The sequence below is a fragment of the Plantactinospora sp. WMMB782 genome (assembly GCF_049179135.1).
Classification (GTDB): Bacteria; Actinomycetota; Actinomycetes; order Mycobacteriales; family Micromonosporaceae; genus Plantactinospora.
The window spans coordinates 5131331-5143405 of the sequence record NZ_JBMHMC010000007.1 but is presented as its reverse complement, the minus strand read 5'-3'; the positions used below and the strand labels follow the sequence as shown (position 1 = coordinate 5143405).

The 12075-nt window shown below is 69.7% G+C and carries 8 protein-coding genes; 5 read left to right on the top strand and 3 right to left on the bottom strand.

Going from position 1 to position 12075, the window contains the following annotated elements; genetic code table 11:
* The first annotated feature begins 521 nt into the window (after positions 1–521).
* The 3 genes from ACN28A_RS25320 (at position 522) to ACN28A_RS25310 (ending at position 6088) form a co-directional block, all read left to right on the top strand.
* Positions 522–1991: an arabinofuranosidase catalytic domain-containing protein gene (locus tag ACN28A_RS25320; RefSeq protein ID WP_421398774.1), complete on the top strand. Its 1470-nt coding sequence runs from the start codon at positions 522–524 to the stop codon at positions 1989–1991.
* A gap of 117 nt (positions 1992–2108) precedes the next feature.
* Positions 2109–3563 (top strand): ricin-type beta-trefoil lectin domain protein, encoded by a 1455-nt coding sequence (locus tag ACN28A_RS25315; RefSeq protein ID WP_421398771.1) that lies wholly within the window; start codon positions 2109–2111, stop codon positions 3561–3563.
* 314 nt (positions 3564–3877) lie between these two features.
* Positions 3878–6088, top strand: a complete 2211-nt coding sequence (locus ACN28A_RS25310; RefSeq protein WP_421398769.1) for an alpha/beta hydrolase — start codon at positions 3878–3880, stop codon at positions 6086–6088.
* Between the two features lie 209 nt (positions 6089–6297).
* Here the strand turns inward: ACN28A_RS25310 and ACN28A_RS25305 are convergent, their stop codons facing one another.
* The 3 genes from ACN28A_RS25305 to ACN28A_RS25295 form a co-directional block, all read right to left on the bottom strand.
* Positions 6298–8718, bottom strand: a complete 2421-nt coding sequence (locus tag ACN28A_RS25305) for an excinuclease ABC subunit UvrA (protein ID WP_421398767.1) — start codon at positions 8716–8718, stop codon at positions 6298–6300.
* Between the two features lie 496 nt (positions 8719–9214).
* Positions 9215–9349: a hypothetical protein gene (locus tag ACN28A_RS25300; RefSeq protein ID WP_421398764.1), complete on the bottom strand. Its 135-nt coding sequence runs from the start codon at positions 9347–9349 to the stop codon at positions 9215–9217.
* 16 nt (positions 9350–9365) lie between these two features.
* On the bottom strand, positions 9366–10139 hold the full coding sequence (locus tag ACN28A_RS25295) for an IclR family transcriptional regulator (protein ID WP_421398761.1): 774 nt from the start codon (positions 10137–10139) through the stop codon (positions 9366–9368).
* Positions 10140–10314: 175 nt separating this feature from the next.
* On the opposite strand from ACN28A_RS25295, the gene ACN28A_RS25290 reads away from it, so the two are divergent.
* Both ACN28A_RS25290 and ACN28A_RS25285 read left to right on the top strand, forming a co-directional pair.
* The gene (locus tag ACN28A_RS25290; protein ID WP_421398759.1) at positions 10315–11316 is read left to right on the top strand and encodes an amidohydrolase family protein; all 1002 of its coding nucleotides are present in this window, start codon (positions 10315–10317) and stop codon (positions 11314–11316) included.
* A gap of 12 nt (positions 11317–11328) precedes the next feature.
* A complete protein-coding gene (locus tag ACN28A_RS25285; protein ID WP_421398757.1) occupies positions 11329–12075 on the top strand; it encodes an SDR family NAD(P)-dependent oxidoreductase in 747 nt (248 codons plus the stop codon).

Here is a 12075-nt window from a genome sequence, read left to right as displayed (position 1 = left end):
ATCTGCGTCAGACGTCATACGTTAGGTCTCTCGATAGGGCCTAGTCAATACATTCGCTGGTCGCCGCAGCCGAGGTGGGCGGCCCGCGCTGTCCAGGGCACGCACTCGTCAAGACGTGCGTCGCCGGCAGCGACCGGTTCCGACGAACGCGACAAGCACCACGGAGCAGAGACGATATAGATCCGATGTATGTGGCCCTCCGCAGCGCACCGCGCCCAGCGCGCCACCTCGACCCTCCTCGAGTCCTCCGGGCTCGAACGGCGGAGACGGCGAGACGGCGACGCCGCCCAGCGGCGCCGACCCATTGACGGTTTCCTATCGAAGTCCTAACGTATGACGTCTGACGTCGGCGCGTCACCGGGACACCGTAACCGGGAGGAACTTCCTGTGGCCCGACCGTCCACGAGCTGCCACCGGAAACGGGCGCTGTGCGCTACGGAAAGTCTCTCTCGGCTGGTTCCACTGTCGACCACCGGAGCTCTGCACCACAGCCGGCCGGACCTCGTCACCGGAGGGAATCCATGAACGCGAGAAGTAGAAGCCGTCGCCTCATGGGCGCGGGGATCTCGTTGACTCTCCTCAGCACCGGGATCGGAATCGTCTCCACCGCACCGCCGGCGACAGCCGCCCTCGAGGGACCGTGCGACATCTACGCCTCGGGCGGTACGCCCTGCGTGGCCGCGCACAGCACCACCCGGGCACTGTACGGCGGCTACAGCGGCCCCCTCTACCAGGTTCGACGCTCCTCGGACAGCGCCACGCGGGACATCGGTGTGCGCAGCGTCGGTGGTTATGCCGACGCCGCCGCCCAGGACTCGTTCTGCGCCAACACGACCTGCCTCATCACGATCATCTACGACCAGTCCGGCCGGAACAACCGCCTCACCCAGGCACCACCCGGTCACTTCGTCGGCCCCGCCCCCGGCGGGTGGGACAACCTCGCCGACGCGAAGGCCGCGCCGGTCACCGTCGGCGGCCAGCAGGCGTACGGCGTCTACATCGCGCCCGGCACCGGCTACCGCAACAACAACACCAACGGTGTCGCGACCGGTGACCAGCCAGAGGGAATCTACGCGGTCGTCGACGGCACCCATTACAACCAGTGGTGCTGCTTCGACTACGGCAACGCCCAGACGAACAACCTGGCAGACGAGCGCGCCATCATGGAGACCGTCTACTTCGGCGCCAACAAGCAGTGGGGCTACGGCGCGGGCAGCGGCCCCTGGATCATGGCCGACCTGGAGTGGGGGCTCTTCTCCGGGGTGAACGCCGGCTACAACAACATCGCGTCCATCAACCACCGCTTCGTCACCGCCATGGTCAAGGGCGAGCCGAACCACTGGGCGATCCGGGGCGGCAACGCCCAGTCGGGCGGCCTGACCACCTACTTCGACGGGCCACGCCCTGCCGGCTACCACCCGATGAAGAAGGAGGGGGCCATCCTGCTCGGGATCGGCGGCGACAACAGCATCACCGGGCGCGGCACCTTCTTCGAGGGCGTGCTGACCGCCGGCTACCCGTCGGAGGCCACCGACAACGCCGTACAGGCCAACATCACCGCCGCCGGATACGCCCCGGCAGCCGGCGGCAGCCCGCGACAGAACGTGCAACTCCTGGGCGGCCAGTCCGGCCGCTGCGTCGACGTGCCCAACGCCAGCACGGCGAACGGCACCCAGGTACAACTCTGGGACTGCATCGGCAACAGCACCGCCCAGCGCTGGAGCCACACCGCCAGCCGGCAACTCCAGGTCTACGGCAACAAATGCCTCGACGCCAACGGCGCCGGCACCGGCAACGGCACCCAGGCGATCATCTGGGACTGCCACGGGGGCACCAACCAACAGTGGAACTTCAACGCCGACGGCACCATCACCGGCGTACAGTCCGGACTCTGCCTCGACGCGAACGGCGCCGCGACCGCGAACGGCACCAAACTCATCCTCTGGGCCTGCAACGGCGGCGCCAACCAACGATGGACCCCGCGTAGCTGAACCGGAACAGCGACAACCCCCGCCGCTGAACACCCGAGTCGAGCCGGAGATCTCCGCGCATCGACGTACTCGTCACCTCGACCCACAGTCGGACCTCATCCTCAAGGGGAACGCGCCATGCACGAATCCCGACCCAAACGGCTACTGGTCCGGGCAGTGGCCTGTGCGGTGGCCGCCGTCGGCGTCGCATCGATCACCGCGCTCGGCGGCGCCCCGCCGGCGGCCGCCGAGACCAGCCAGTTCCGTGGCGTCAACTGGGCGCGGCTCGGTGACAACTTCCACGCAGGGCCACTGGTCCTGCACGGGCTGAACAGCTACGACAGCTACAGCACGGTCGTGGCCAAGGCGACCGCCGTGTACACCGGCTTCCAGAACAATCTCGGTGCCAACACCGTGCGGCTTCCGATCAACACGTTCAGCGTGGGTACGAGTTGGTGGAACGCCTATACCGGCGCGATCGACGCCGCCACGGCGAAGGGTCTCAAGGTCGTGCTCTCCTACTGGGACGACGGCGTCGCCGCCAGCGGTGGCCGCATCGTCAACCCGACCGCCTTCGACAACATGTGGAACACGGTGATCGCCAGGTACGGCAGCAACGACCTGGTCTACTTCGAGCCGATGAACGAGCCGGGCGGGCACAGCGCCGCCGACTGGGCGAACGTGGTCAACAACTGGATCAGCGCCCGCCCCTCGATCCCGCGGGGCCGCATCTTCGTCAGCGGCGCAGGGTTGAACACCGACATCAGGTCGATGTGCGCCGACCGCCGGTTCGACGGGACGATCCTGTCACTGCACCACTACACGTTCTTCAGCGGCGCCAAGACGTACGACCAGTGGGTGTCGTTCCTGCGGGACGCGATCGGCTCCTGCGCCGAGCGCACGGTCATCGACGAGTTCGGCGCACCGATGGACACCGGCCTGAACTACCACGACGCCGCCAGCACCGACAACTTCGTGCGCTACTTCCGGGCGACGACCACGGTCCTCCGGGAACTGCGGATGGGATCCGTCTACTGGCCGGGCCTGGGCGGCAAGGTCACCGCCGGCCAGAGCGACGACTGGTACGCGATGCAGAAGCTGCACGGAACCGGCACCGCCCTCACCCTCAGCACGCCGAACGCCAGCGGGCTCGACCGCCTCCGGTACGGCTGGGGACTGGGCGACGGCCCCACACCGACGCCGACTCCGGCTCCGACGAGCCTGCTGCGCAACGTCGGCACCGGACGGTGCCTGGACATCCCGGGCGCCACGACGGCCAACACCCAGGTCCAGGTCACCACCTGCGCCGACTCGGCCGCCCAACGGTGGACCCGGACGGCAGGCGGTCAGCTCACCGCCCTCGGCGGGCAGAAGTGCCTGGACGCCTACAACGCCGGAACCACAAACGGCACCGTGGTCGGCACCTACACCTGCAACGGCGGCGCCAACCAGCGATGGACGGTCAACACCGACGGCACCATCCGCGGCGCCCAGTCCGGGTTGTGCCTGGACGTCAACACCAGCACGTCCAAGGTCCAGCTCTGGGCCTGCTGGGGCGGCGACAACCAGAAGTGGCAGACGCAGACCCCGTGATCCTCCGTGGCGGCCCCGCCCGGGCCCGGGCCGGGTCGACGACGCTCCGGTGCGCTGACCAGCGCACCGGAGCGATCGCCGGCCGAACTGGACTAGATTGACGCACTTGGATGTGCAGGGTATGTTACCGATCACAACCAACCGGGTGGCGGTGCTCGGAACGGACCACGTCATGCCGTAGTGCCTGGGCAACACGCAGAGCAAGGCGTCCTGTCGCAACCGACCTACCCGGCCGGAAAGCCGGCATCCGCTCCGCTGGACCACGTACCCGAAGCCGACCGTTGCCGCCCGTCTCAGCGCGAGGAGTTGAGGCAATGGCAGGCACATTCCAGCAGAGTTGGCGGGCACGCCGCACCGGTCTACGCCGCCGTCTGGCAGTGATCGGCACCCTCGTCCTGGCAGCGACGACGGTGCTGACCGGAGCCCAGCCGGCAACGGCGGCGGCGACCCCGTGGCTCACCGTGTCGGACGGTTTCGTCTCGATCCGGGTTCCGGCCGCCGACCTGGAAAGCGCGCTCGGCACGGTGTCGAGCGTCGTCGTCGAAGCGGACTTCGGTCCGTCCTTCGCCGTCGCGGACCTGGGCCTCGGACGTTCCGGGGACGCCTGGACCTCGGTCATCGGCCCGCTGCGGCCGGGCCTGTACCACTACCGGATCCGGGCCGACGGCAGCAAACTGCTCAAGGACCCGACCAACGCGAGCACGGTCACCTCGGACCCGACCTGGAGCACGTTCCTCGTCGCGGGTGACTCCGCGAGCCTGCTCGCGGACGTGCCCGCCGGTCAGGGCGGCACCCTCGGCACCGTCAGCTACCTGTCCGGGTCGCGGCAGGCGCGGTCCGCCACCGTGTGGACCCCACCCGGCTACGAGGCGCGCCGGAGCCGCCCCTACCCGGTGCTCTACCTCCAGCAGGGCGCGGACGGCAGCCGTACCGACTGGCTCGACCTCGGACGCGCCAAGCAGATTCTCGACAACCTCGCCGTGCAGCGGCGGATCGAACCCATGGTGGTCGTGCTGGGTGACGGCGACGCCCCCGACTTCCGACAGGAGCTACGCGCCCTCGCGCGGGCGGTCCGGCGCGGGTACAACATCGCCGACGACCCCGCGCGCCGGGCACTCGCGGGTGCCTCGGCCGGCGGGACCCAGGTGCTGCACTCCGCCCTCACCCATCCCGGCGAGTTCGGCTACGTGGGCTCGTTCGCCGGCCCGCTGACCGACGACCACCTCCGGATCGACAGCCGGGCCGTCAACGCCGGAACCCGGCTGCTGCGGCTCTACACCGGCAACATGACCGACCCCGCGTACAACCCGACCTACCGGACGCTGCGCAAGCTGGACCGGTCCGGGGTCCGGCACGACTTCGACGGGGTGAACCCGGACGACGGCCACACCTGGAACGCCTGGCGGGAGAATCTGGCGGACTTCCTGCCACGGTTGTTCCGGCCGGCGCACCACCACCGTCCGTCCGTCGGCCACCTGCCGCTGGGCCGGGAGTTCGCGACGCCGGCTCCGGGCAGCACGCCGACGCCGTGGCTCACCCGGGACGCCAACGGAGACACCTTCGTCACCGTCGAGACGGGCAGCGAGTTCGCGAACGCGGGCCGGGTGACCCTGTGGGGCAACTGGGCGCCGGGCGGAAGCTGGGTCGACGTCCCGCTCACCCGCGCCGGGGACCGGTGGCGGGGGACGGTGGGTCCGCTGAAGCCCTGGTTCTACTACTACAAGTTCATCGTGGACCTGGTGTCGAAGAAGGACACCGCGAACCCGACCCGCGTCACCACGGAACCGACCTGGAGCACGTTCCTCGCCCCGGGCCGGGCCGCCCGTCCGCTTACCGACGTGCCCGCCGGTCGGGGCGGCACGCTCACGACCCTGACCTACTCCAGCACCGTGGTCGGGGCCGAACGCAGCGCGTACGTCTGGACACCGCCCGGCTACGATCCCGCCCGCACGCAGCCGTACCCGGTGCTGTACCTGCAACACGGCGGCGGCCAGAACTACACCGACTGGGTGGAGATGGGCCGCGCCAAGCAGATCCTCGACAACGGCTTCCGCGACGGGAAGCTGGTGCCGATGGTGGTGGTGATGGGCAACGGCAACGTGCCGGACTTCGGGAGGGAGTTGCTGGACAACATCGTCCCGGCCACCCGGGCGGCGTACCACGTCTCGGACGACCCGGCGCGGCAGGCCCTCGCCGGCCTGTCGATGGGCGGGTTCCAGTCGCTGGACATCCTCAGGACGCATCCCGGTGAGTTCGCGTACGTCGGCGCGTTCTCCGCAGGAGTGTTCAACTCCACCGGCTTCGACGTCGCGGCCGTCAACGACGGCACCAAGATGCTGCGGATGTACACCGGCAACGTGACGGACTTCGTCTACCCACTCGTGCTCTCCACGATGGCGACCTTCGACAACCTCGGGATCCGGTACGAATTCGCCGGGGTGACCCCGGGCCCGCACGGCTGGGACGCCTGGCAGAAGAATCTCATCGACTTCGCACCGCGGCTGTTCCAGCCCGACCGGGGCTGACGGGGCAACATTCCGGGGCGCCGGCAGGCGCCCCGGAATGCGTGGCGGCCGTCGCCGGGCCGGGCGCCGATGATCGGGCCGACCAGACCGGCCCAGGTGTGGAAGTGACCCTCGTCCGGCGAGCCCTTCCAGAGGCTCCACAGATCTTCCTGCACCACGCTGAGGACCTGCGCCAAGGTCGCGTCGACGCCGCTACGCGTCCGACCTCCTCAGCAGCGCGGGTCGTTCCGCACCGCCAGGAGCGGCAGGCCAGCCGCGTACCGCCGGAAGAAGCCGGCGGTCGGAGTGTCCGCCGTCGCGACGGCGTCCGGGGTGCCTTCCGCGACCACCACGCCCCCGTGCGGCCCGGCTCCGGGCCCGAGGTCGATCACCCAGTCCGCCGACGCGGCGACGGGGATGTCATGTTCGGCCACGACGACGGTGTTGCCCGAGTCGAGCAACACATCGAGTGCGTCCACCACCCGCTGGATGTCCGACGGGTGCAGGCCCGAGACCGGTTCGTCGAGAACGACGAGGCCGGCTCTGCGGCTCGCGGCACCGCGCTGGATCGCGGATGCCAGCTTCAGACGCTGCGCCTCACCGCCGGACAACTCGGTGGCGCTCTGTCCGAGTTGGAGATAGCCGAGCCCGACCCGCTCCAGTGCCCCCAGGGTCTCGGCGAGCTGCCGGGGCTCGGAGAACCGCTGCACGGCTTCGGCGACGGTCAGGGCCAGCACCTCGTCGATGGCCAACCCGTCGTACCTGATGTCCAGAGCCTCCGGTCTGTAGCGGCGACCCTCGCACGCGTCGCAGACCACCCACACATCCGGCAGAAAGTGCATGTCGACCAGTTTGCGACCATAACCGGTGCAGCTCTCGCAGCGACCGCCGCCCGCGGTGTTGAAGCTGAACCAGGAGGCGTCGACCCCGCGCCCGCGCGCGACGTCGGTAGCGGCGAACAGCTTGCGGACGATGTCGAACGCCTTGCTGTACGTGGCCGGGTTGGACCGGGGCGTTCGCCCGAGCGGTTCCTGGTCGACGACGGCGACCCAACTGAACCCCTCGACGCCGGTGACCTCCCGCACCGTGTCCGCCACCGTCCCGTTCAGAGCGGCCTGCACACCCGATCCGAGCGCACCGAGCAAGCTGCTCTTGCCGCTGCCGCTCACCCCGGTCAGGCAGGTGAGCCGATTGGCCGGGAAACTCACCAAATCCGCGGTCACGTTGTGCGTACGCAGGCCGTGCAGCTTCACCCAGCCGGTGTCATCCCCTGCCGGGCGGCGGGTCCGGTGTAGCCGCGGCCCCTTACCGGCCAGATAACGCCCCGTCAACGACCTCGGGTGGACGGCCACGTCGGCGGGAGGCCCCGACACGAGGACCTCCCCGCCGAAACGGCCCGCACCGGGCCCCAGGTCGATCACCCAGTCGGCTCGGGCGATCAGCTCAGGGTCGTGCTCGACGAGGAGTACCGTGTTGCCGGCCTCGCGCAGCTCCAGCGCGATGTCGAGCAGGTGCGCCTTGTCCGCCGGATGCAGCCCGGTCCCGGGCTCGTCCAGGACGAAGATGATGCCGCTCAGCTCGGTGCTGAGCTGCGCGGCGAGCCGGGTCCGCTGCAACTCGCCCGCGGACAGCGTGGCCGCGCTCCGGGACAGCTGGAGGTGGGCCAGGCCGAGCCGGTCAAGGATTCCCAACCTGCGGCCCAGGTCATGCAGCAGCGGCTCACCCACCTCGCGCTGCCGGGCGCTCAGGTCGTCCGCCACGCGATCCGCCCAACCGCGCACCTCCCGTACTTCCACCTCGAGCAGGTCGGGGTACGTCAGCCCGCCCAGCCGCACGGAGCGGGCCACCTGGTCGTACCCGCTGCCCCCGCAGGTGCCGCAGGGCTGCTTGCGCATGTACGGCAGGTAGCGTTGCCTGGCGCTGGACGTCTGGGCGTTCACGAACACCCGCTCCACCTCGGCGAGCGCGCCCCGCAGCGGCTGGCTCGACGTGTAGGTCAACTGGACGGTCTCATTCCTGTTCGACATGTCGACGGTCGCCTCGATCTTCTCGTCGCCCGTGCCGTACAACACGCAGCGACGGAACTCCTCGGGCAGCGACCGCCACGACCGGCCGAGGTCCACGCCCCGCTTCTCGGCAAGCGCCGGTACGAACGCGTGCTCCCCCGACCGCCACTTCGCGTACCACGGCGAGGCCCCCTCGAAGAGAGGTAGCTCCGGGTGGGTGATGACCAGGTCCTCCTGCGCCTGCCAGTGTCCGCCCACCCCGTGGCACTTCACACAGCCCCCTTCCGCTGTGTTGCGGTCGAAGTGAGCGGTGGTCAGCCCGCCCCCGACCGCCGCCGCCGTGCCGACCCCCGGAAGACGCGAGTACAGCAGCCCCAGGTGTCCGTCGATGCCGGTGATCGTCGCGACCGTGGAACGGGGGTTGCGGTTCAGGCGGCGCTGGTCGACCGTGAGGGTCGCACCGAGTCCGAGGATGCGGTCGACCTTCGGCCGGTTGCGCTGGGTGATGTACTGCCGTACGAACGGCGAGAGCCCTTCGAGATAGCGCAACTGAGCTTCGTTGTGCAGGGTGTCGATGGCCAGCGAGGTCTTGCCGCTGCCACTCACTCCGGTGAAGGCGACGAGCTGTCCCTTGGGGATACTCACGGACACGTCCCGCAAGTTGTTGGTACGAGCCCCCACCACGTCGATCGTCTCGGCTCCCGTACCCGCGACGTCCCGTACGAATGCAGTCAACCTTCGTCCACCCTCCCGCAACGCGGCATGGCCCGGGCGCAGCGGCCCACCACCCGTGCCGAACACATCGATCACGCCACTACCCGACCGGCCGTCATCAGCGGCGCGGTCACTGCACCAGACCTCTCGGCCCGTCGCCCGGCCCCGGTGCGGCGTACTGCGGATCAGGTCTCGGAATCCGCAGTGAGCTTCGCGGTGTCGGAGGCGGCCGGTGGTAGACCACGTCGTAGTCCCGGTCGGAGAAGTCATGGAGTCGGTCCACCCCGGCGTCGACGCCGGCCCGACGAACCCCATCCTCGATCCAAATCCTGACGTCTAGTGTCAGATATCCTCGTCCATTCTGCGGACGCCACCGGAACGCCGCGGCAGGGGCGAGCGCCTATTGGCCGCCCACCCCTGCCGCGGCCTACTGGCCGCCACCTCCTGCGCGACCGGCCACGCACATGGTGTCCAGCAGTACGCCGAACGCCACCGCGAGTCCCAACTGCGCCGCGAAGACCAACGGCAGCGATCCCAGCGCCGCGAAGGTACCGGCCAGCACCAGACCCGCCGGGGGGTCATCCGCCGGCGATCAGCGCGGCCGTCCGGACGGCCGCCCGGCCGCAGCGCTCGATCTCCTCACTCGTCATCCGGCTGGCCGGCGCCGAGATGGCGATGCCCGCCTGCACGTGACCCGGGTCCTGCGGGATGCGGGCGCCGACCGCCACGATGTCCGGGTCGCTCTCGGTACGGGCCAGGGCGAAGCCGGTCTCGCGGACCGCGACCAGCGCCTGCTCGAGCTCTGTCCGGGTGGAGAGCGAGTCGTCGGTCATCACCGTCAGTTGCTCCTCGGGATAGATCGCGCGCAGTTCCCGGGATGACAGTGCCGCGAGGATGGCCTTGCCGGCGGAGGTGCAGTGCGCCGGCCGGCGCAGCCCGATCCGGCCGCCGACCCGGAGTGCCCGTGGCGTCTCGATCGCGTCGACGAACCGGACGCTGTCGCCTTCGAGCACGACGAGGTTCACCGTCTCGCCGATCTCGTCGCACAGCGCCTGCATGTGCGGCCGGGCCCGGGTGCGGATGTCGAGGCTGCGGATGGCTTTCAGGCCGATGGTCAGCAGTGCCTCACCCGTGCGGTAGGTGCGGGTCGCCGGGTCGCGCCGGAGGAATCCGTGGTGGTCGAGCATGGCGAGCAGCCGGTGCGCGGTCGACCGGGCCACGCCGAGTTCCGCCGCGCAGTCCATCACCCGCAACTCGTCGCGATCACGCAGCAGCAGCAACAGTCGGAGGACGTTGCTGACCGACTCGATCGGATAGGCGGGACCCTCGCGCGCCTTCTCGTCCTGCGTCACACAGCTCTCCGTTCCGTTGCCGCGACGTCCGCTCCAGGTCCGCGACGGCGGCGTCCGAGGCCCGCGAGGTGGTGAAACGTCCTCGGCCGGTCTTGACGGGCACGCCGACCGTATGGTCGCATGTTGTGTATAGCAGAACTCAGTTCTGCTAGCAAGAATTTGGAAGGAGCGGCAAGTGGTCCTCGAAGACGGTCCCGGTCGATTCGCGGCGCGATCCGCCATCGACATGCACGTGCACGTGACCGAGGGCACCGGCGAGGCCGGCCGGGACGCGGTCAGCCGCTCGTTCCAGCAGGCGGCGGCGTCGTACTTCGGCAGCGACGCGCAGACCACCGTCGACGCCATCGCCGACTACTACCGGGGCATCGACATCTCCTGCGTGGTGTTCGCGGTCGACAGCGAGAGCGCGACCGGCCGCACACCGGTGTCGAGCGAGGAGATCGCCGAACTCGCGGCCGCACACGCCGACGTGATGATCCCGTTCGGCAGCGTCGACCCGTGGCGCGGCGAGGTCGCCCGGCGGTCGATCCGGCGGCTCGTCGAGCAGTACGGCGTGAAGGGCTTCAAGTTCCACCCCTCGACCCAGGGATTCGCGCCGAACGACACCCGGTTCTACCCGCTGTACGAGGTGATCGAGTCGGCCGGCCTGCCCGTCGTGTTCCACACCGGACAGACCGGCATCGGGGCGAGGATGCGCGGCGGTGGCGGCATCCGGCTGAAGTACTCCAACCCGATGCTGCTCGACGACGTGGCCGCCGACTTCCCGGACCTGACGATCATCATGGCGCATCCCTCGGTGCCGTGGCAGGACGAGGGGCTCGCCGTCGCCCTGCACAAGCAGAACGTGTACATGGACCTGTCCGGCTGGTCGCCCAGGTACTTCGAGCCGAAGCTCGTCACGTACCTGAAGCGGATGCTGACCGACAAGGTGATGTTCGGCAGCGACTACCCGCTGATCACGCCACAGCGGTGGCTGGACGACTTTGCCGGCCTCGGCGTCGACGAGGCGACCACCCGCAAGGTGGTCAGGGAGAACGCGCTGCGGGTGCTCGGCCTCGCGGCGGGCAGCCCGAACCACGACGCCGTGGGCAGCCCGGACCAGGACGCCGTGGACAGCCCGGACCAGGAGGACGCCGTGGGCAGCCCGGACCAGGAACAGCCCAACCACCGACAGTGAGGACATGACCAGATGGGTCGTTTGGACAACGTGACAGTCATGGTGACCGGCGGCGGCAGCGGCATCGGCCGGGCCGGCGCGACAGCCATGGCCGCCGAGGGCGCCCGGGTCGCGGTACTCGACATCGACGGCAAGCTCGCGGAGGAGGTGGCCGGCGAGATCACCGGCGCCGGCGCCGAGGCGCGCGCCTGGCGGGCCGACATCACCTCGCCGGCGGAGATGGCGGCGGCCGTCGACGGCGCCCGGGACTGGGCCGGCAGCGTGGACGTGCTGTTCCACTCCGCCGGCATCGTCGCGCCGGCCATGCTCAAGGACATGACCGTGGAGTCCTTCGAACGGGTCGTCTCGGTGAACCTGACCGGCGCGTTCGTCTGCCTCAAAGCGGTCCTGCCGCACTGGATCGAGGCCGGACGCGGCAAGTTCATCGGGGTGACCTCCCCGGCCGGCGTACGCGGCCAGGTCGGCGGCGGCAACTACGCGGCGGCCAAGGGCGGCGTGATCGCGCTGGTCAAGACGGCCGCGGTCGAGCTGGCCCGGTACGGGATCACCGCAAACGCCCTGCTGCCGATCGCGGCGACCGCGATGTCGGCGAAGGTACGCGAGGACCCGAAACTGGAGGAACGGTTCCTCGGCATGATCCCGCTGCGCCGGTGGGCCTCCCCCGAGGACATCGCACCGAGCGTGGTCTACCTCGCCTCGTCCGACTCGGACTACATGACCGGCAGCATCCTCTCCGTCGACGGCGGACGGACGATCTAG

Bases quoted from the DNA above. Each gene is read 5' to 3' on its own strand.
- ACN28A_RS25320 (WP_421398774.1), top strand. From the start codon at position 522: ATGAACGCGAGAAGTAGAAGCCGTCGCCTCATGGGCGCGGGGATCTCG.
- ACN28A_RS25315 (WP_421398771.1), top strand. From the start codon at position 2,109: ATGCACGAATCCCGACCCAAACGGCTACTGGTCCGGGCAGTGGCCTGT.
- ACN28A_RS25310 (WP_421398769.1), top strand. From the start codon at position 3,878: ATGGCAGGCACATTCCAGCAGAGTTGGCGGGCACGCCGCACCGGTCTA.
- ACN28A_RS25285 (WP_421398757.1), top strand. From the start codon at position 11,329: ATGGGTCGTTTGGACAACGTGACAGTCATGGTGACCGGCGGCGGCAGC.